The sequence below is a fragment of the [Phormidium] sp. LEGE 05292 genome, assembly GCF_015207735.1.
In the GTDB taxonomy this organism is placed as follows: Bacteria; Cyanobacteriota; Cyanobacteriia; order Cyanobacteriales; family Aerosakkonemataceae; genus Floridanema.
On the sequence record NZ_JADEWG010000001.1, the window covers coordinates 1 to 22,009 of the forward strand.

A 22,009-nucleotide genomic window follows, 5' to 3' on the forward strand; every position below is an offset into this window, starting at 1 on the left:
CCCTTGTCCCCTTGTCTCCTTGTCCCCTTGTCCCCCCATCCGGTTAATTTTATTTGATGACCATGAATTAGCCCTGCCTTAATAAGGGGGGAACTCCGAAAGAATTAATAACTAGCCACTTGCGTTAATAGCGAAGCTTGCGCTGGTTCCCCTCTTACAAAGGGGGGCGGAAGGGGGATCAAAAGGGGGAGCTAAGAAAGAGCCAGACTTGTAACTAACAACTTGAGTTAAATTACTCAAATAGGAGTAAGACTAAGCTATTTAATTAAAAAGCGTGTGTGTGTGTTTCAAGAAATAAAACTATTTAAAGTTTAGTAAACTAGTCGATCGTCACTGAGAAACAAATGCTACTTTATTAATTAAGGCACAGATCAAGTAGATCTTCATTCAATTTTCACATCTTGGTTTGGTTTCGAGCCTGTGCCTTCCTGCTCGATGCCGAGAGCAGCAGATTACCGGAATGATGTTTCATTTTTGAGAGTTATATTTGCGTTCAGTTTGTTACTACTTGCTTGTTCTTGTAAGAACGCAAATCGATCGGTAAGTGTCTGTAAGTAACGGAGGTGATGCAAACCGAGAGTCCGGCCTGTTGCGAGTAAAGTCCTTATTTTGGAGTTAAAGTTCTTTCTTTTTGGAAACTGTTCGTTATCAGTCGGTTCGTTTAATTCGACTGTTTGTAATCTCAATAACCCGCCTTGAGCTACCAGTATTTTCCTTAGCGAGGCGGGTTTTGAGTTGGTTAGGGAATCTGTTTTTATCATATTATTGTGAATAATTAAATAATTAAAGCATCAATTCTGAGCAACTAAATTAATTACAGTAATTTCTGGGCGGCAAAACAATCGTCCAGGTAAGTAAGTTCCTAATCCTCGATTGACATAAAGCAAATTTTTTCCTACTTGGTGTAAGCCTTGTGACCATTCCCAATGTCGAAATCTTTGGTAGGGTTTTTTCTTGGCGTAAGGCAACTTTTGACGCAAAGGTTGGGGGATGAAAGGATGAATTTTTGGTAATAGTGCAGGGAGGGAGCCAATTTTAGGGATGATAATTTGACCGCCATGAGTATGACCAGATAATTGTAAATCGACGCGCCAAGATTGCAATTGCTCGGCAGTATCAGGATTATGAGATAAGACGATGCGGGGAATCCTAGCATCGATTTGTGGCATAACTGCGGCAGGATTAAATTGATGAGAACGGAGATCGGCAAATCCGACTATGGCTAATTCAGATCCGAAAGGATAAACAATTTGATTCCAGAGGACGTGAATATCAATACTAGCTAAGGCGCGAATAATTGTGGTTTTTGAGTGAGAAAAATAAAGGTCGTGGTTGCCTAAAACGGCGTAGATCCCAAAGCGACTTGTTAAATGTTTCAGTTGGAGTACTAGTTGATAAATTGGGGCTGGATTGCTGGTAACATAGTCGCCTGTGAGAAATACTAAATCGGGTTGAATTTGATTGCTGGTAGCGATCGCTTTTTCTAACAAATCGTCTGACAAGGAGAAACCGTCATAGTGAAAATCTGAAAGCTGGACGATTTTGATGCCGTGTAAGGATGGGGGTAAATTAGCGATCGGCACTGTTAATTTTTCTACCTTTAACCTTCCGGTAAGTAATCTGTGCATAAATTTATCTCTTTTATATTTAGATGTAACATAATCAAGACTCTACAGACAGGAGCTTGTCACCGGAAAAAGTCAAAATTACTTGAGCAAAAGACTTGTGTTAAACGCCTAGATTGAGCAAAATTCTGTTATGCAAAAAAGTTCCCATAATGTAGCTATCGATAAGCTTATGAAATTCACTCCCATAGCTAGCGCCACTTTACTAACCACATTTACTCTAGCCAATCCCGCACTTGCGGCTAATCCCGAACATACCCGACAACTACTTGCCACTAAACAATGCTCTCGATGCGATTTAACTGACGCTGGATTAGTCATGGCTAATCTAGTGGGTGCCGATTTGAGTGGTGCTGATTTAAGTCGGGCAAACCTCAGCCGTGCTAACCTGATGGGTGCCGATCTCAGGGGTGCTAACCTGATGGGTGCCAGTCTCAATGGTGCAAACCTCACAGGTGCTAACCTTAGTGGTGCTAATCTCGCTGCTGCTGATTTAAGAGATACTTTTTTATCTCAGGCAAATTTAGTCGGGACAACTTTAGTTAATGCTAATTTGCTGGGTGCAGTTGGATTACCAAATTATACGGGTAATGCCGAAGATTTTTACCGCTGGGGAATGGCGGAAGCTGAGAGAGATAATCACCAAAGAGCTTTGGATCTACTCAACCAAGCTTTAGCGATGAAACCTGATTATGCCAACGCTTACTTAGGTCGGAGTATGGTGCAATTTAATCAGGGCGATCGCCTAGCAGCACTTGCTGATTCCAAAAAGGCAGCTGAACTCTACAATGCTCAAGGCGATCAAATGGGTGTTAAGGTCGCGCAACAAGTAACTGAGGGAATTGAACAACTAAACAAACCCAAAGAGCGCCGTCCCAGTTTTGGCGAAAATCTACTTGGCCTGCTTCAGGGTTTAGCAGGTTTAGCTCTTCAGATGGGGTATATCTAAATAGTATTGCTGAGGGAACAAGGAACCAAAAATTTTTCTTTTTACTATTCTTTATTCTCTGTTCTCTAAGTTGTTCAATTTACTACCTAAGTGTGACTCTAATCACTTAATTCTGGGAGAAGAGTCACAATTTTTTAGCGAGTTGAATCACTCTAATTAATATAGAAAAAACTGATAGTAATAATATCAACATTAGAGCGGTAATTTCACCACTCTTGGGGGGGAGTTATAAATGTTAGAAAAATTTTTATTAGCAGCCACAGTTACTTTCGCGATACATTTTCTTTTACCTGCACATTCGTCAGAAGTTACTCAGAAGGACTGGCAACTTTACTCGTCAAGTAAGATAAGCACAGAACAGAGCAATTCAGTAGATAAACAATTGCTAGCTGAAATTTGGCAACCTATAGATTTTGGCCGCTAATTTTGCTTTTTACCTGTGAGCAGATAAGTTACCATTTCTCCTTTACCTTTAATAGAGATAGCACCCCGCTTTGTTAACTTGTACTTATCTTTTAGTAATTGGTATGTGGTAGTACTAACTTGAATTGCACCAGGAATACCTTGAGATTCCATGCGGCTAGCTGTGTTAACTGTATCACCCCATAAATCGTAACTAAATTTTTTAATTCCAATTACGCCAGCTACAACTGGGCCTGTATTCATACCAATTCTGAGGCTAAAGCTGGTACCAGCTTTGCTATTAAATTCAGCAATTTTTATGAGCATACCTAATGCCATTTCCGCAGCTGCTTCTGCATGATCGGGCCGAGAAGCAGGTAATCCAGCTACAGCCATGTAAGCATCACCAATGGTTTTTATTTTTTCTAAACCATGCTGTTCGGCTAAGAGATCGAACTCGGAGAATACTATATTCAAGTTTTCTACTAATTGTCGAGGAGATGTGTTAGCTGACAATTCAGTAAAACCTACTAAGTCAGCAAACAAAACTGTGACATTTTCAAAACTATCAGCGATCGTATTTTGTTCTAATTTTAATCTTTGGGCAATTGGTTCTGGGAGAATATTTAGTAATAGTTTTTCTGCTTGTTCTTGTTCATAACGCAGAGCTTCTTGAGCTACTTTACGCACTGTAATATCGGAAACTGTACCTTCATAATATAGCAATTTTCCGGTGGAATCACGCACTGCCCGTGCATTTTCGCTAATCCAAATTACTTTACCATCTTTGCGCCGGATTAAAGATTCAAACCCATAGACAGCATGATGTTTTTCTATTTTATTAACAAATTCTTGGCGGCGCTTGGGATTGACATAAAGTTGCTCGGAAATATTATTCAGCATAGAAATTAATTCTGCTGGTGAATCATAACCGTAAATTTTCGCTAAAGCAGGATTAGCACTAAGATAACGTCCAGAAGGTGTGGTTTGAAAAATTCCATCTACTGCATTTTCGACAATGCTGTGATATCTTTGTTCAGCTAATCTTAAGGCTTCTTCTGCACGTTTACGTTGAATTAGTGAACCTAATTGTGTAGCAACTGCATTAACTAATTCTAATAAGTTTAGTTCGGCTTTGGTAGGAGTTTTTTTGAAGAAAATTAAAATTGCTAAGACTTCATCAGCAAGTAAAATAGGAACGCCAAAACAACAATTTAATCCTACTGCAAGAAGAATTTCTTGGCAAGAAAAAGTCTCCGATGATTCAGCACAAAGGTCTTCGATCCATTCTGGCTGTCGATTTATCCAAATTCTTCCAGGTAATCCTACGTTTTCAGCAAATGTAAATTTTAAGCTTTTTTGTCTAAATATTTCTAAATTTGATTCACTGGCATACCAAGCTGGAGAGCATTCTAAGACTTGGTGCTCTTGATTAGGAATCCAAGCTTCACCAAAATCCCAACCTATTGTTTTGCAGATTAAATGTAGAATTACTTCAATAGCAGTGTCAAATTTTTCGGCGCGACTAATGGCTTGAGTTGCTGCTAGTAAGAGGCGAATTTTGATTTCGGCTTTTTTGCGATCGCTAATTTCTGCTTGTAGCTGCTGATTTTTATATTCTAGTTGTTCAGATAATTTCTTTTGATTTAATTGATTGTTAATTCTTGCTAAAACTTCTTCTAATTGAAATGGTTTAGTAATATAATCAACTCCTCCCACTTCAAAGGCTTTGATTTTATCTATTACCTGATCCAAAGCACTAATAAAAATCACAGGGATTTTGCAAGTGTTAGGATTTGCTTTTAAAGCTTGACATACTTCATAACCGTTCATCAACGGCATATTCACATCTAGTAAAATTAAATCTGGGGGAGACATTTCTGTTGCTTTTAAAGCAATTTGTCCGTTAATTGCTTTTCGCACATAGTACCCTTGCCCAGTCAGCATGGTAGATAACAGTCGCAAGTTATCGGGGGTGTCATCAACGATCAGGATATTAGGTGCTGTTTGTGGATTTGATTGTGGCTTTTGTTGCTGATTCATCAGAAGCGATCGATTATTCTTAATTTGCTCAGTAGGGAGTTTTAATTATTCTCTTAAATATGCCCCTGATTATAAGACTTTCTTTAATTTTGCTTAACTAAGCTCAACTAAATTGACTAAAACAATCTGATTTCTTCCTTGTTGTTTAGCTGAATAGAGTGCTTTATCAGTTATAGCAATTAAAATGTCAGGATTAACTTCTGGATTAGGAATAACAGTAGTAACTCCTAAACTTAGGGTAACAAATTGGTTCACAGTAGATTTACCATGAACGATTTTAAGAGCTTGCACTTTCTGTCTAATTGATTCTGCTACTTTTAGCGCACCATTAGCATCAGTGTTGGGCAAAATCACGGCAAATTCTTCACCTCCATATCTTGCTACTAAATCTGCTGGACGTTTAATACTTGTATTAATCGTTGTAGCTACCTGCTGTAAACAAAAATCTCCTACAAGGTGTCCATAAGTATCGTTGTAAAGTTTGAAAAAATCTACATCACATAAAATTAAAGATAAGGGTAATTGTTCCCGAAACATCTGTAACCATTCTATTCCTAAATATTCATCAAATAAACGACGATTAGCAATTCCGGTTAAACCATCTACAGTCGCAAGTCGCTCTAGTTCCTGGTTAGCTTTTACTAAAGCGTCTTCGGTTCTTTTTAGCTGAATTAGTGAAGCTAATTGGGTAGCTACAACATGAACTAAATCAACTAATCTTGGTTCCAATGGGCTTAATTCTTTTTTATAAAAAGCCAAAACAGTTAAAACTCGATCGTTGATTAAAATGGGAATTCCAAAAGCTGTTTTTAACCCCGCTTCTAGGGCAATTTTTTGTCTAGTAAAGTTAGGTTCGATTTCGGTTGAAATATCTTCTACCCACTCAAAATTTTTTGATTTCCAAATTCTTCCTGCTAATCCATTACCAAAAGGCAATGTCAAAAATTTACTTTCTTCAATAAAATTTTTTAGATTTTTTTCCCTAGTATACCAACCACTACTATATTCTAATTTATTATTTTTATAATTAGGAATCCAAGCTTCTCCTAAATCCCAGCATATAGCTTGACAAACTTGCTTAAGAGTAACTTTTAGTGCATCATCAAAATCTACTGATTTACTAATTAATTGAGAGGTAGTAAATAAAAATCTAATTTCTTCTTCTACTTTCTGACGTTCAATTATTTCTAACTGTAGTTGAGCATTTTGCTGATAAAGCTGCTTTTGTAGCTTATGAATAGTTAATTGATTTTCGACACGAGCTAATACTTCTTCCAATTGAAAAGGCTTTGTAATATAGTCTACTCCTCCGATTTGAAAGGCTTTGACTTTATCTAAAATTTCATCTAAAGCACTAATAAAAATCACGGGAATAAGACGAGTTGTTTCCGAAGACTTCAATTGTTTACAAACTTCGTAACCGTTGATTTCTGGCATATTTATATCTAGCAATATTAGGTCTGGTTGGCTTATTTGTACTCCTTTTAAAGCTAACTGACCGTTGATTGCTTTTCTTACATGATAACCTTGGGACATTAGCATATTGGACAAAAGTCGTAAGTTGTCCGGGGTATCATCAACAATTAAAATATCTGCTTTATACTGAGTAGATTTTGATTTATTCATCAGGACATTCCCTGGTTATTTCGATAATTATATCCATGCGGAAGTTATCCACTAAGTCTATTAGAGCCTGCATAAGCTCAGAATGAGTTTCAGGTATTTGTTTAATCAGTTTACTTACTTCTAGGTCATTGATAGCGAGTGCTGCTCTGTGTAGTTTTGTTAACCATTCTTTCGACATGATATGTAAGTCATTTCGGTTAATAATTTTTGTTGCTACTGGATGAATAATGGGGGTAGATGATGAATCTTCTTGAGAAAGATAACGCAATCCTAAATGTTTAGCCATTTTTTCAAATAGCATTTCTTCCCGAAAAGGTTTGGGTAGAAAGTCGTCACATCCTGCTTTTAAGATAGCTGATTGTTGCTCTTGAAAGGCGCTAGCAGTGAGAGCAATAATCACGGTATCTTGACCTTTTGATTGAGATTTAATGTATTTAGTGGCTTCATAACCGTCCATGACTGGCATTTGCATATCCATCCAGATTAAATGGGGTTGCCAATTTTCCCATAAAGTAATTGCTTGTTGACCGTTTTCAGCTTCGCGGATTTCAAATCCGAAAGGTGCGAGTAATTTGACTACTAATTGTCGATTTTCTTTAATATCTTCAACTATGAGGATACGGTAGATGGGTTGATTGGATTCTAAACCAATAATTCGCTTTCTTGAAGAGATGGCATTTTGCTCAAGATGAGAAACTAGATGAGCGAGAATGTGGAATGTGAAGGTAGTTCCTTGACTCAGTTGGCTGCAAACTGTGATATCTCCTCCCATTAATCTGATGAATTGTTGACTAATTGGTAAACCTAAACCTGTTCCTTGTCCTGTCTGACGACCTGTTTGGGTTTGGACGAAGGGTTGAAATAAAGTTGAAAGTTCGTTGGGGGCAATTCCTGGGCCAGTATCTTGCACTATAAAGACGATTTTAGTTGTCGGGGTGGAAGAACTGTGATGAGTAGTTTCTGTTTCTGCTAAAAGAACTTGCAATTTGACAATGCCCGTGTGGGTAAATTTGATGGCGTTACCTAGTAAGTTCAGGAGAACTTGTCGTAATTTGCTTTCATCTGTTTGGATATATTCTGGTACTTGGGGAGCAATTTCAAATAGTAATTTTAATCCTTTGGAATTTGCTTTAAGTCGCAGTAGTTCTTCAATTGAATTGAGTAGTTCATGGAGGTTAAAAGGATTTTCGTTTAAGGTAACTTGTCCGGCTTCAATTTTTGCCATCGATAAAATATCGTTGATTAAATCGAGCAAATGTTCGCCACTGCGATTAATAATTTCTGTATATTCTTGCTGTTCTATAGAGAGGGATGGAGTACGAGTCATGAGTTGACTAAACCCCAGGATGGCATTTAGAGGAGTACGCAATTCATGGCTCATTTTAGCAAGGAATTGACTTTTGGCTTTGTTAGCAGCGTCGGCAGCTTCTTTAGCTTTCATTAATTCTAAGGATTGTCTTTGGGTTTGTTCGAGTAATTCTGCTTGCTGTAAGGCGACTGTTAGTTGGGTGCCAATTTGTACTACTACGTCGATTTCTGCTTTTTGCCATTGTCGGGGGCTAGAATTTTGATAGTTTGCTAGTAATCCCCAGAGTTTATTGCCACAAAAAATCGGTACGGTGAGGTAAGCTTTAGCTTGAAATTGTTCTAATACATGGATGTAGCATTGCTCAAAGTTGGCTTGATATATATCTGCTACTGCTAGATAGCTAGCACCACGAGTGTAAGCGCCACCTTGGGTATCTTGTAAATAAGTGTCTTCGACTATAATTGTAGGGGTACTCCATGTTTTAACAAGACATCTTTCCGAGTTTAAAGAATTAGTTGTGAGGTTGGGATTATCTTGATGTGATTTGATTAAAGAAACCCAACCACTAGCTACAGATTCAGCAACAAATTCGCCACTCCAGTCAGGGTTAAAGCGGTAAATGGCAACGCGATCGCAGTTGAGAACTTGCCGTAATTCTGAGGTGGTTGCTTTAAATATTGTTTCTAAGTTTAATGTTTGGCGGATTCTTTCGATGGCTTTGGCGATCGCTTTAGAGCGTTCGGCGCTTTCTCTTAATGCGGCTTCTGATTTCTGGCGTTCTGTGATATCAATTGCCATTGCTGCACCGCCAATTACTTGACCATCATTATCTACTAAAACTGTGTTATACCATTGACAAATGATTCGTTTACCATCTTTTGTTATGTTTTCATTAATGTTATTTTTGTCGCCACCTTCTCGCATTAACTTTTTTAAAAAATTAGTGATATATTCCCGTTGTTCTGGTGGCACTAATAATTGTAAAGCGTTAAAGTTTTTAATTTCTGTGAATTGATATCCAAAAATCGCTTCGGCGGCTGGATTCCAGGCAATTATTTCAAAGTTTTTATTCAATTCAATGATGGCTACTGGGGTTTGTTGGACAAAAAATGATAGCCTTTTTTGAGATTCTTTAAGTTTGGCTTCGGAAAGTTTGCGCTCGGTAATGTCAAATATTAAACCATGCCAAACAATGTCTCCGTTTGAGTGACATTCTGGTTTAGCAACTGCTTCTATCCATTTAATTCCTGATTGGGTAATTATTCTACCTTCCCAACGCCAAGGTTCTAAAGTTTGGCTGCAAATTTGGATGCTGTCATCGTGATTTTTGCGATCGTCGGGATGAATTTTATTGAAAGCTAGTTCTAAATTTTCTAAAATTTGCTCTGGCTCTAATCCATAAATTTCTCGGCAAGCCGAACTAATATAAGTTAAATTAAAAGCACCATCGGACTTTTGAATAATTTCGTAAATAATGCCTGGTACACTATCTGCTAATTTTTGAAATTTGGCTTCGCTTTGCTTTAAGGCTGCTTCGGTTTTTTTGCGATCGCTAATATCGGTTGCTGCACCAAGAATTTGTTCTGGTTTATCATCTGGGGTTCTACTGAAGACTATTTCTCGAGTAAATAGCCAACGCCATTCTTTGTTTTTGTGAAGAATTCGATATTCAAAATCAATGGCTTCACCATCTTTAATTGTTTCCAGTTTGCTAAACTGTGTTTTCATCATTTGGCGATCGTCTGGGTGAATCAGATTTAACCAATCTTTGCTTGGCACATTTTGTAATTCTTCTGGTGTATAACCAAGTATTTTAACTACTTCTGCATTAATATATATATTCTTTATTTCTGGCAATTTATAAATATACAAAAGATTTGGGTTTGCATCTGTTATTGCTTGCAACCAACGTTGGCTTTTTTGCAATTGTTCTTCTATTTCTTTGCGTTGGGAAATATCTTTAACTATCCCGATAAAATACAGAGGATTACTCTGGGAATCTCGTACTAATGAAGTACTAATATTTATCCACTTAATTTGACCATCTTTCCGAACTAAATGTTTTTCTACCGAATATTTGTCAATTTTTCCTGCTAAAAGTTCATTGATATAATTTAAGCATCGATCTATTTCTTCTGCCAGAGTCCAGTGTTTCCAAGTGATTTGTAATAATTCGGATTCTGAATATCCACTAATTTGACAAAACTGTTGGTTAACTCGGATAAATTGTCCAGTGAGAGATACCTGAGTTATTCCTACTGCTGCTTGCTCAAAGATGGCGCGGAAACGTTCTTCACTGTCTCTGAGTGCTTCTTGTGCTTGTTTTTCTGAGGTTATATTCCGCAATGTTATAGCTAAACCATCAGCTAATTTAACAGCTGTTATTTGCAACCATGCTTCGATATTTTCATAATCATAATAAATTTTAGTATTGAATGTTTCACCTGTTTCTACTACTTTTATATAAGCATCAAATAAGCCGCTTCTTTGATGACCAGGCAATTCTTTTAATAAATATTTGCCAACAATATCATCGGCAGTACGGTGGATAAGTTCTTCGGCACTTTTATTAAGTAAAAGATATTTAAAATCTATAATATTGCCTTGGGAATTGCGGACAGATGCTAAGGCAATTATTCCATCTAAAGAACTATTTAATATACTAGCTAAAAGAGATTCTGTTTCTTGTAGATGTTGATTTTGCCTTTGCAGTTGTATTTGCAGGCGTTTAATAGTGAGTTGGTTTTCTATGCGAGCTAATACTTCTTCTACTTGAAATGGTTTAGTAATATAATCTGTACCACCAACGCGAAAAGCTGTGACTTTTTCCGCAGTTTGGTCTAAGACACTTAAGAAAATTACTGGTATATCTTTAGTTTGGGAATTTTCTTTAAGTTTCTGGCAAACTTCGTAGCCATTTATTTCTGGCATCATTATATCCAGAAGTATTAAATCTGGGGGAGAGGCGATCGCATAATTTAAGGCTAAGTGTCCAGAAATAGCTTTTTTAACGCTGTATCCTTCTCGACTAAGAACATCAGACAAGAAGCGGAGGTTACTAGGTTGATCGTCAACTACTAAGATTTCAGTCTTGGCATTTTCGGTTTTTCTTTGGTTATACTGATTTTCTGATGGCAACATACCTTTGGGCTACTTTATGGCTGAGTTTGTTATACGAACTATTATGTCAAGCCGAAAATCATTAAGCAAATCCCTTAAAGCATCAGCAAGAGTTGCAGACTCAGCTGGTAATTGCTCAATTAACTGAAAAATTAACTCTTCATTCAGTTCAGTAGCTGCTTGATACAACTGCATTACCCAATTGTGAGGTACTTTAGCCAGTAAAGGTAAAAAGAATGAATCTGGCTTTTGGTTAACAGAATAACGCTTTCTATAAAAAACGTTGTTTATTTGAGGCAAATCTTCATAAAGATATAGTATTCCTAAGTACTGTGCAATTTTTTCAAATATTAATTTTTCGTCAAAAGGTTTGCGGACAAAATCATCACAGCCGATGGCTAAAAACTCTTCTTTTTTTTCTTCAAAAGCACTAGCAGTTAAAGCAATAATTATTGTGTGAGTTCTACAACATAAAGTGTCACACATGGAAAATTTGCGATCGCTAATTTCTAGTTGCGGCTCTGTTTTTTTCCTTTGCTTTTCCAAGTCTCTAATATATTTAGTAGCTTGAAAACCATCCATTACAGGCATTCGCGTATCCATCCAAATTAAGTGTGGTTGCCAACTTGACCACAGGCTAATTGCTTGTTCACCATTTTCAACTTCTTGGACTTCAAAACCGATCGGCTGAAGTAGTTTAACTAACAACAAACGATTGTCCCGATTATCATCAACTATTAAAATCCGACAGGGTGTTTGTGTTTGTTCTAATCCAATTACTCTTTGTCGTATTTGAGGCGTTATTTCCGCAGCATTTGCCAGTGAAGCTTTAATATCAAATTTAAAAGTTGTTCCTTTACCTAAAACACTACTAACACTAATATTTCCTCCTAAAATTTGCACAAATTTACGAGTAATTGTTAACCCCAAACCTGTTCCTTCAGCACTTTTTCTGCCTGATTCAGTTTGAATAAAAGCATTAAATAAACTATCAATTTCTTCTGGTGCGATGCCTACTCCAGTATCTTCAACTTCAAATTGAAGTTTGCATGATTGATCATTGAAACTAAAATCATTTTTACTAACAATATTGACGCGCAAAATAATACTTCCAAAATGAGTAAATTTAATAGCATTACCGAGCAAATTAATTAAAGAGCTACGTAATTTTTTTTCATCAGTTTTGATATATTGAGGAATTTCTGGTGGGACTATTAACCTCATTTTTAATCTCTTTCTTTCAGCTTTGATTTGAAACATTTCCTCCAAACTATCTAAAAGCCTATACAAATCAAAGCTGCTTTCATCCAATGAAACCACTCCTGATTCTATTTTAGACAATTCCAAAACATCATTAATTAATTCCAATAAATGTTCACCGCTACGATTAATAATTCTCAAGTTTTCTGTCTGATCGCTACTTAACATAGAGTCACGCATCATCACTTGAGTAAAACCCAAAATTGCATTCAGCGGAGTACGCAACTCATGACTCATATTGGCGAGGAATTCAGTTTTAGCATGAGAAGCTGCGGCGGCGGCTTCTTCTGCCTTTTTGCGTTCAACTATTTCTTCTTGTAATTGTTGATTTTGAGCAATTAATTGTTTTTGTAATCTCCGAATTGTTAATTGATGCTCAACTCTTGTTAAAACTTCTTCGACTTGAAATGGTTTAGTAACATAATCTACACCTCCAACCTGAAAAGCTTTGACTTTATCTAATACTTCATCAGAAGCACTAATAAAGATAACGGGGATTTCTGAAGTAGAAGCATCACTTTTAAGGTGTTCGCATACTTGATAGCCATTCATATCTGGCATTCTAATATCCAATAAAATTAAATCCGGTTGAGCCGATCGCGCTGCTCTCAATGCCATTTTGCCATTAATTACTCCCCGAATTTTATATCCAGAATCGGTTAAAGTTGCCGACAGAACTTGTAAGTTTTCCGGGGTATCGTCAACAATTAAAATATTTCCTTTACTAATTATGTTAGAGTTGTCCATTATTTTAACAATTTGCTATGTGGCTAATAATTAACTTGCTTGGCTTTCTATTAAATCAATGATTTTATCACAACGGAAATTGTGAACTAAATTAGCAATTGTTCTGCTAATATAAGCATATTTCGGGGGAATTTGTTCGAGTAGTAAAAAAATTTCTTCATTATCTACAGCATCAGCAGCCTGATATAGTCGATCGATCCATTCTGGAGGCATTACCTGTAAGCACAAAGGCTCAAGATTATTACCTAAATTCATATTTCCCTTTAAAGCTTCTGCTTCAATTAATGAAGATTGTTTTTCTCCGTTGGTTAATGATGAAATAGGTTGCTCATAAATATAACGCACTCCTAAATATTGAGCCATTTTTTCTAAAATTACCTGTTCCCGAAATGGTTTAGCAACAAAGTCATCGCAGCCTATTGATAGGATAACAGAACGTTCTTCGTCAAAAGCACTGGCTGTTAAGGCAATAATTACAGTTGCTTGACCTTTTAAATGGTTTTTGATATGTTTAGTAGCTTCATAACCATCCATTACAGGCATTCGCATATCCATCCAAATTAACTGTGGTTCCCAACTTGACCACAATTCTACTGCTTGCTGACCATTTTCTGCTTCCTGCACAGAGAAGCCAAGGGATGCTAATAGTTTTACTAATAAAAGACGACTTTCTAAGCGATCGTCCACTACTAAGATACGATACTCAGGTTGTCCGGGTTCTATAGCAACTACTCGACAGTTTTCTTGAGTAGTTTGTACTAAATCTTTTTCAACTATATTAATGGCAATATTAAATTTAAAAATAGTACCCTTACCCAAGGTACTGCTAACAGTAATATCTCCTCCCATAAGTTGAATAAATTGACGGCTAATTGGTAAACCTAAACCAGTTCCTTCTTGCGATCGCCGACCTGTTTCAGTTTGCATAAATGGTTTAAACAAAGTATCGATTTCTTGAGGAGAAATTCCGGCTCCTGTATCTTCAATCTCAAAAAATAAATAATTTAATGAACGATCATTTTCTTGATTTCCAGTTTCATCTGCTAATTTTACTCGCAGTGTCACCCCACCTTCCGATGTGAATTTAATGGCATTTCCCAGAAGATTAATTAACACTTGCCGTAATTTACTTTCATCAGTTTCTATGTATTGAGGTAAGTTCGGAGCAAAATCAAAAATTAATTGCAAAGCTTTTTTCTTAGCCTGTAGTTCCAACATTTCATCTAGACTCTTGAACAGGCGATACAGATCGAAAGTATTTTTATCTACTGTTACCCGTCCTACTTCAATTTTGGACATTTGTAAAATATTGTTGATTAGTTGGAGTAAATGTTCTCCACTGCGGTTGATAATTCCTAATTGTTCTTGTTGCTGAGGTTTTAAAGAAATATCGCGTAATAATAATTGAGTAAAGCCTAAAATAGCATTCAGAGGAGTTCGTAATTCATGGCTCATATTGGAGAGAAATTCACTTTTGGCACGGTTAGCTTTATCAGCTGCTTCTTTTGCTTGTTGTAATGCTAATTCTGCTTGTTTGCGATCGGTGATATCCTGGCTAACGGAAATCACACAAGTTTCTCCGCTTACTTCAATAATTTCCGCTGCTAGTAATGCCGTTTTAATATCTCCGTCTTTGGTACGAAAATCAAACTCAAAATTGCGAATTCTGCTGTTTTGAGTTAACAATTCAAATAAGCGGGTACGATCGGATAAATTTACCCATAAGTTTAATTCGATCGCTGTACTACCTATAATCTCTTTATTGCTATAACCAATCATTTGGCAAAAAGCATCATTTACTTCAATATGGCAACCGTCACTGAGCCTGGTAATAGTAATGGGATTGGGAGATGAGCGAAAAGCTTTAGCAAACTTTTCCTCAGAAAGACGTAATGCTGTTGTGCGTTCTTCAACTATACTTTCTAACTTGTGATTCATGCGCTGGAGTTGAGCATTTTGCTCTGCCAGCTGTTGTTCCAAAAAGTAGCTATGTACGGCTTCTTTAACTGTAAGTTTTAAATCTTCTATTTGCCAAGGTTTGGCGATATAACGATACAATCTGGCATATTTAATTGCATTTCCCACTGCTTCTAAATCGGCTTGACCAGTGAGCATAATTTTGAGAGTATTGGGAATAATTTTATGAATTAATTTTAATAGTTCATCGCCTTTTAAATCAGGCATGATATAATCAGAAATAACCAAAGGAATTTGATAATTATCTGCTAATAATTCTTCAATTAAATCTAAAGCATCAGACCCACATTCAGCAGTTTCAATCAGATAATCATTGCCTAATATTGCTTTTAGTTCTATTTTAAGACTATCTAAAATAGTTGTCTCATCATCAACACAGAGGATTATCGGTTTTTTCATATTTACCCCATTTATAAATTTGCTTTTTTTTCATTATTTTAAATTATGAAAGTAATTTTTGAATAACTTCAGCTTATAACCCTTCCAAGCCAGATTTTATTGTGGCAATTAATTCCTGACTACTCCAAGGTTTATATAAACAATTGTGTAATGCAGCTTTTTCTTTGGCACGTTGAATTGCTGTTTCATCAGCTTGTCCTGTCAGCATAACTTTGATGATTTTGGGATATTTTTCATGCACACGAATTAAGAATTCATCGCCTTTAATACCAGGCATCAACCAATCAGAGACAATTACTAAAATATCAGTTTCTTCTGATTGTAATTCATCAATAATTTCTAAGGCTTCGTCAGCACTTTCGGCTACCTCATAAACATAGGCATCGCCAAATTCCCTTTTCAGCTGAATTTTTAAGCTATTTAGTACTACTACTTCATCATCAACACACAAAATTGCTGCTTTAGACATTAAACTTTACTCCTTAATTAGATTGAATTTTGCTATGTAAATTTGGGGTTAAGAGTTGGGATTTAATGGTAAATTTACATTAAAAGTTGTTTTTCCTGGGACACTTTCTGCAAAAATTTTACCATCATGTTTTTGAATTATTTTTTGCACAATGTCCAGTCCCAAACCGCTACCTTCTCCTGGGGGTTTAGTAGTGAAAAATGGTTCAAATATTCTGGGCATTATGTCAGGAGGAATTCCCTTGCCGCTGTCAGTTATACTAACTAATAAGCTATCACCTTGATGAGTGATGTTAATAGCTAAATGGCCTTTATAATCCATTGCCTGAATTGCATTATGAATTAAATTTGTCCAAACTTGGTTTAATTCATCAGGGTAACATAACAAGGATGGTAAATTAGGTTCATAATCTTTGGTAACTTCGATGCCATGTTTTAGTTGATTATTATAGAGAGTTAAAACTGTGTCTATACCTTCTGGAATTTGCGATCGCACTTTTTCTCCCGTATGATCGTAACGCGCATAATTTTTTAAAGCAAATACAACTTTTGCCGCTTTTTCTGTCGCTGTTCTAATCGTATCTGTGCTTTTTTGAATACTGGCAATTTGGTAAGCTTTTTCTAATATTTGCGAGCCTTTTTCATCTTGAAATAGGGGAACTAAGCTTGATATGCGATCGTAAATCCCTAAATCAACTAAAGTATCGGCAATAGTATCAGCATTACTAATTTCTTTTGCCTCTAATTCTTTGATTAAGGATTTCTTTAACTGACGCTTTTCTTTACTAGATAAACTATTTTTTTGTTCGCTCGATCTGTGTAAAATTTCCCAGAAATATTGCTGATATTCCGGCATTAAAGAATTGAAAAAGTCAGGAAATTGCAATAAGTTCTCTTTCAAAAAATCAGCAATATTTTCTACTGATGAACGAATTGCACCCAAAGGAGTATTAATTTCATGGGCTATTCCTGCTACAAGTTGTCCTAAAGCCGCCATTTTTTCGGATTGAATTAACTGTTCCTGAGTATTTTGTAACTGTTGGACAGTCATTTCTAAATCTTGGTTTTTAGTAATAAGATTTTTTTCTAATTGACGAATTGCTAAATGCGTTTCCACTCGCATCAAAACTTCTTCTACTTGAAATGGTTTGGTGACATAATCTACACCCCCAACTTGAAATGCTTTTACTTTATCTAATACATCATCCAAAGCACTAATAAAGATTACAGGAATTTCCCGTGTTAATTCATTCTCTTTTAATTTTTCACAGACTTCATAGCCGTTCATTTTCGGCATATTAATATCCAGTAAAATTAAGTCTGGTGGTATAGCTTTAGCACCTGTCAAGGCTAGTTCACCATCCATGACAGGACGAACTTTATAACCATTTTCTGTTAACATTCCTACCAAAAGCCGTAAATTAGCTGGAGTATCATCAACAACTAAAATGTTAGCTTTATAATTTTTCTTTAAATCAGGATTCATCGCTACTAATACTCCTCCTTAATCTACTGCTATTAAGTGCAAAATTTTTTCATAATTAAAATTATCTATATAATTCTTGATTGATTTGGCTACATCGGGATTATACTGATAAATTTCTCTAATTATGAGTTCGGCTGATTCTACATCAATATTGATGACTGCTTCTTTTAAATTAACTAGTAATGATTCAGGTATATTTTGGAAATCAGTCGCAGTCAATACAGTGTTATTAACTTCCGACAATGAAGGTGTATCATCGCTTTTATCCTCATAGATATAGCGTACTCCAATATGTCTATTCATGATGTCAAAAATTTCTGCTTCCCGAAATGGTTTACGCAAAAAGTCATCGCAACCTGCTGATAAAACAATTGTTCTTTCTTCTTCAAAAACACTAGCAGTGACCGCAATTATTGCGGTAGATTGACCTTTTTTGGTTGCTTTAATCTGCTTGGTAGCAGTGTAGCCATCCATGACTGGCATTCGCATATCCATCAAAATTAAATGTGGTTCCCATTTTTCCCATATTGCGATCGCTTCCTCACCATTACCAGCTTCCTGCAATTCAAAACCCAAGGGATTTAACAATTTAACTAATAGTTGACGATTTAATGCTTTATCATCAACAATTAAAATTCGATAATTGGGTTGATTTGGTTCCAAGGCAATCACTTGGCGAGTAGGCTTATAAGTGGGAACTTCCGCAGTATCAACCATTTGAGCTTGGACATAAAATTTAAAATTTGCTCCTTTACCAACTTGGGAATTAACGCTCATTTCACCATCCATTAATTGCACAAATTGTTGGCTAATCACTAAGCCTAAGCCTGTTCCTTCTTGTGAATCTTTTCCACTTTTAGTTTGGACAAAAGCTGTAAATAGATTTACTAATTCCTCTGGTGCTATACCAGAACCAGTATCTTCAACCTCAAAGTAAATTTTTATTTTTTGTTCATCATTAGTTGTGGTTTTTTGCTCAATGTATTGCCAATTAGTATTATCTAATGACACCCTAACTGACACACCACCCTCTTGAGTGAATTTTAGTGCATTATTTAGCAGATTAATTAAAATTTGACGTAACTTTACCTCATCAGTACGAATATACTGGGGTAAATTCGGATGAAGCTCAAACACTAAATATAAATTTTTATCGTCAGCCTTCAGGTAAAACATATCTTCTAAATCGTTAAGCAAACGATGAAGGTCAAAGTTTTTTTCGTTTAAAGTCACTCGTCCAGCTTCAATTTTAGATAAATCCAAAATATTATTAATTAGAGTTAACAAATGTTCCCCACTCCGCATAATAATACCAATGTTTTCTCTTTGATCGGAACTCAACGTTTTCTGGCGATTAATAATTTGGGAAAATCCTAAAATTGCATTTAAAGGTGTTCTTAATTCATGACTCATATTAGCAAGGAATGTACTTTTTGCTTGATTAGCAATTTCAGCTACTTCTTTAGCTTTAACTAATTCCTCTGTACGTTCTGCTACTCGTTGTTCTAATTTTGTAAATGATTCTTGTAGTTGTTCTGCCATTGAATTAAAAGATTTAGCTAATTCTCCTAATTCATCAGAACGTTTTACTTCTATGGTTTTTTCCCAATCACCTTTAGCAATATCTTTAGCCGCTGTATTTAAACGCAAAATTGGTTTAGTCACCCAACGAGCAGTTAAAATACCAGTAATTATAGCTAGTCCTAAAGCTGCTAAACATAAGAAAATTGTCATGCGGCTATTAGCATTAATTTGTTCCATAAAATCTGCTTCTGGAACTACCACCATAATCAACCAATCTAAACCTTTACCATCCTGAAATGGCAAAATTTTTACGAACTGCTGCTTACCATTGACAGTAAAATTGACTTGTTGAGGAGATTGAATTTGCTTGAATGTTTTCAAACGATTGAATAAATAATGAGCTGTTGCTTGAGTTAATAAGTTACTGCTATCTTCGGCTTTAATTAATTTTCTAGTGTTGTCTGGCTGAATGCGAAAAGGTTTTTCTTCTGTAGAAGTTGCTAGGAGAGTGCCATTTCTTTCGATAATAAATGCTTGTCCAGTTTTGCCAATTTTTAAACTGTTGAGAAAGTTCCCAATATGATCTAAACGTATAGCTGTATGTATTACTCCTTCTAACTGATTTCCTTGGGGGTTGTAAACTGGTTCAGTGCCACTAATTAGTAATGTTGGCTCTAAAATAGAAATAAAAACATCACTCCAAGTTGGTTTACCTGCTTTGACTGCGTTTTGATACCAAAACCAATTACGGGGATCAAAATCTCCCTTAGTCATGGCAGCAACAGAAGTACGATCGCCCTTGTCATTAGTATGATAAGAAATAAAATTATTATTAACCTTAGTTCCTGCTATATTCATCATCAAATTACCATTAGACATTCTTTCTCCAGAACGATACTCTCCTTTGGCATTAGCTACAGCAGTAAAATTAATGTAAGGATATAATTGAACTTGATGCCAAAGAAACTTTTCCCAAGCATCCATTTCTGTCATATTTAAATAGCCCATTTTAATCATATTGAGCTTATTTTTATTGATGATATGCGGAGTTCCTACATAAACTTGAAGATTTTGCTTAACTCGATCGCCAACTTCACTCATTAATTGACTAGCTAAGACATTTACTGCTTGTTGACCATTTCTAAAAGAAAGATATCCTACTATTCCCACCGTTCCTAAAATTTGCAACACAAAAGGAACTATTAACACAGTTCTTAAAGGAACTCTTCCCCCAGCTTTGCCCATCCAGCGATCGATCGATTGAATTAACATACTTGATTAACTGCTCTTTAATTTATTAAGCAAAAATGAAATTAATTATTATCCTAAATTGGCATTAGTTTCTCTGTTTTTGGTCAAGAGAAATCTAAAAAACTTAGTTAAATTATATTGTACTGAATTTTCGTTAAATTTAGATAAATAAACTTTAGCTTCACATCCGATGCTAGGATACTAAAGATATAGCACCAAAAAGCTTACCTTTTGGTACTCTAGGGAAATGTTCATTAGTATACTAACTTATAATAAAATCAGCCCTTGACGAGCGCCTAAAATTACCGCCTCAGTGCGGCTAGAAGCATTGAGCTTACTAAAAATTGAGGCAATGTGAAATTTCACTGTATGTTCAGAAATACCTAGCCGACGAGCAATAGTTTTATTCCCCAAACCTTCAGCCAACATGGTTAAAACTTCAATCTCGCGACTAGTTAAAGGATGATTTAATTTAGTAGGTATAGGTTGAGTATTTGTAGGTAAAATTGATACCAAAGAATCTAATATATCTGGATGTAAAACTGTTAACCCAGTTGCCGTTGCTATAATTGCCTGAATAATTTCTTCAGCCGTCGCCTCAATGGGTAAAACGCCACGTACCCCAAAACGCAAAATTTCCGCCAAAGATACAATTTGCCAATTATTGACTAACAAAACGATCGCTAAATTAGCCAACTCTGGTTCCAAAGAAAATAGAGTCGGAACCCCATCATTTTCCGACTCATCCCACTCCCATAACAATACATCCGGCTGAAGTTGCATCACCTGTTGCGCCAAAGAATCTGAACTAGAGAAACTGCCCACTACATCCAAATTAGAATTAGTAGTAATCAGCGCCTCCAGTCCAGCCCGCATAACTACAGAGTTTGCAACTACCAAAACGCGAATCACGCTGCCTCCGCCGAAGAAACTCTGCTGCATAACACTACATCCGCTACCATTTGCCTATGATCACGCTGGAAATTTAGCGTTAGTCCATCACCAACATGAGAATTTTCCAAAATCCGAAATAACTCATTTGGTTTGTGAAAAGGAATTCCTCTAACACCAGTTAACACATCGCCAACTTGCAGTTTCGCAACTTCTGCCGGACTTCCCGCCACCACTTCAGTAATTAACAACCCAAAACCAGGTCTAGAATTAAAAGCAACTAAAACAGGTTGCAAAGTCACACCCAAATAAGGACGGGCTGGGTAATTACTCAAAAATTGTTGCACCACATTGCTAGGGACAGCAAACCCTCGACCATTCACAATCATGGTGTTAATTCCTATTACCTGACCTTGCACATTTGCTAAAGGCCCACCAGAATTTCCCGGTGCGAGTTTAATATCTGCTTGTATCCAATTGCGCCGACTAAATTCAGTTGTACCAACACTGTGAATAATCCCCGTAGTTACTGCGCCCATTAATCCCAAAGGATTACCAACTGCTAATACTAATTCCCCAACTCGGAGGTTTTCTGAATCTCCTATTTGTGCTGCTGGCAGGTCTGTAGCATCTACTTTTAATGCTACTAAATCTCGCTGCGAATTTCTAGCAGTAATAGTTGCCATTAAAACTCTGCCATCAGCAAGTTCTACTTCTGTATTTCCCCTTCGGCTAACAACATGATCGTTAGTAATGATGACTCCATCACTACTCCAAATTACCCCAGAACCAACACCCCTTTTCCTGCCGCGAACTTGCACATTTGAACGTCGCAATTCTTCCGTTATTTCTGTTAATTCCGCAGCTAAATTTGCCCAAATCATCTCTATTTTCCTTGTTAATTCTAAATGTGAAAATCCCCATCCCGTAGG

12 protein-coding genes are annotated in these 22,009 nt (G+C 36.3%); 1 reads left to right on the plus strand and 11 read right to left on the minus strand.

What is annotated here, in order from left to right:
- Positions 1-791: 791 nt before the first annotated feature.
- Positions 792-1,628, minus strand: a complete 837-nt coding sequence (locus tag IQ264_RS00005; protein ID WP_193977333.1) for a metallophosphoesterase — start codon at positions 1,626-1,628, stop codon at positions 792-794.
- 169 nt (positions 1,629-1,797) lie between these two features.
- Here IQ264_RS00005 and IQ264_RS00010 point away from each other — a divergent pair, with 169 nt between their 5' ends.
- On the plus strand, positions 1,798-2,574 hold the full coding sequence (locus IQ264_RS00010; protein ID WP_193977335.1) for a pentapeptide repeat-containing protein: 777 nt from the start codon (positions 1,798-1,800) through the stop codon (positions 2,572-2,574).
- A 420-nt stretch (positions 2,575-2,994) separates the two neighbouring features.
- Here the strand turns inward: IQ264_RS00010 and IQ264_RS00015 are convergent, their stop codons facing one another.
- The 10 genes from IQ264_RS00015 to IQ264_RS00060 form a co-directional block, all read right to left on the minus strand.
- On the minus strand, positions 2,995-5,019 hold the full coding sequence (locus tag IQ264_RS00015; RefSeq protein ID WP_193977337.1) for an adenylate/guanylate cyclase domain-containing protein: 2,025 nt from the start codon (positions 5,017-5,019) through the stop codon (positions 2,995-2,997).
- A 93-nt stretch (positions 5,020-5,112) separates the two neighbouring features.
- Entirely contained in the window at positions 5,113-6,645 is a 1,533-nt protein-coding gene (locus tag IQ264_RS00020; protein WP_193977344.1) for a diguanylate cyclase domain-containing protein, read from the minus strand.
- On the minus strand, positions 6,638-11,095 hold the full coding sequence (locus IQ264_RS00025; protein WP_193977346.1) for a PAS domain S-box protein: 4,458 nt from the start codon (positions 11,093-11,095) through the stop codon (positions 6,638-6,640). Before IQ264_RS00025 ends, IQ264_RS00020 begins: the two co-directional genes overlap by 8 nt.
- A 9-nt stretch (positions 11,096-11,104) precedes the next feature.
- Positions 11,105-13,081, minus strand: a complete 1,977-nt coding sequence (locus IQ264_RS00030) for a response regulator (RefSeq protein WP_193977348.1) — start codon at positions 13,079-13,081, stop codon at positions 11,105-11,107.
- A gap of 30 nt (positions 13,082-13,111) precedes the next feature.
- A complete protein-coding gene (locus IQ264_RS00035) occupies positions 13,112-15,457 on the minus strand; it encodes a response regulator (protein ID WP_193977350.1) in 2,346 nt (781 codons plus the stop codon).
- A 73-nt stretch (positions 15,458-15,530) separates the two neighbouring features.
- Positions 15,531-15,926 (minus strand): response regulator, encoded by a 396-nt coding sequence (locus tag IQ264_RS00040; RefSeq protein ID WP_193977352.1) that lies wholly within the window; start codon positions 15,924-15,926, stop codon positions 15,531-15,533.
- Positions 15,927-15,974: 48 nt separating this feature from the next.
- Positions 15,975-17,411 carry a sensor histidine kinase gene (locus IQ264_RS00045; RefSeq protein ID WP_193977354.1) on the minus strand — a complete coding sequence of 479 codons (1,437 nt, stop codon included), beginning with the start codon at positions 17,409-17,411 and terminating at the stop codon, positions 15,975-15,977.
- 18 nt (positions 17,412-17,429) lie between these two features.
- Positions 17,430-20,207: a response regulator gene (locus IQ264_RS00050; RefSeq protein WP_228061177.1), complete on the minus strand. Its 2,778-nt coding sequence runs from the start codon at positions 20,205-20,207 to the stop codon at positions 17,430-17,432.
- Between the two features lie 246 nt (positions 20,208-20,453).
- On the minus strand, positions 20,454-21,128 hold the full coding sequence (locus IQ264_RS00055; RefSeq protein ID WP_228061178.1) for a response regulator transcription factor: 675 nt from the start codon (positions 21,126-21,128) through the stop codon (positions 20,454-20,456).
- Positions 21,095-21,961: a S1C family serine protease gene (locus IQ264_RS00060; RefSeq protein ID WP_193977356.1), complete on the minus strand. Its 867-nt coding sequence runs from the start codon at positions 21,959-21,961 to the stop codon at positions 21,095-21,097. Before IQ264_RS00060 ends, IQ264_RS00055 begins: the two co-directional genes overlap by 34 nt.
- Between the last annotated feature and the right edge of the window lie 48 nt (positions 21,962-22,009).

Bases quoted from the DNA above. Each gene is read 5' to 3' on its own strand.
- IQ264_RS00005 (WP_193977333.1), bottom strand. From the start codon at position 1,628: ATGCACAGATTACTTACCGGAAGGTTAAAGGTAGAAAAATTAACAGTG.
- IQ264_RS00010 (WP_193977335.1), top strand. From the start codon at position 1,798: ATGAAATTCACTCCCATAGCTAGCGCCACTTTACTAACCACATTTACT.
- IQ264_RS00015 (WP_193977337.1), bottom strand. From the start codon at position 5,019: ATGAATCAGCAACAAAAGCCACAATCAAATCCACAAACAGCACCTAAT.
- IQ264_RS00020 (WP_193977344.1), bottom strand. From the start codon at position 6,645: ATGAATAAATCAAAATCTACTCAGTATAAAGCAGATATTTTAATTGTT.
- IQ264_RS00025 (WP_193977346.1), bottom strand. From the start codon at position 11,095: ATGTTGCCATCAGAAAATCAGTATAACCAAAGAAAAACCGAAAATGCC.
- IQ264_RS00030 (WP_193977348.1), bottom strand. From the start codon at position 13,081: ATGGACAACTCTAACATAATTAGTAAAGGAAATATTTTAATTGTTGAC.
- IQ264_RS00035 (WP_193977350.1), bottom strand. From the start codon at position 15,457: ATGAAAAAACCGATAATCCTCTGTGTTGATGATGAGACAACTATTTTA.
- IQ264_RS00040 (WP_193977352.1), bottom strand. From the start codon at position 15,926: ATGTCTAAAGCAGCAATTTTGTGTGTTGATGATGAAGTAGTAGTACTA.
- IQ264_RS00045 (WP_193977354.1), bottom strand. From the start codon at position 17,411: ATGAATCCTGATTTAAAGAAAAATTATAAAGCTAACATTTTAGTTGTT.
- IQ264_RS00050 (WP_228061177.1), bottom strand. From the start codon at position 20,207: ATGTTAATTCAATCGATCGATCGCTGGATGGGCAAAGCTGGGGGAAGA.
- IQ264_RS00055 (WP_228061178.1), bottom strand. From the start codon at position 21,128: ATGCAGCAGAGTTTCTTCGGCGGAGGCAGCGTGATTCGCGTTTTGGTA.
- IQ264_RS00060 (WP_193977356.1), bottom strand. From the start codon at position 21,961: ATGATTTGGGCAAATTTAGCTGCGGAATTAACAGAAATAACGGAAGAA.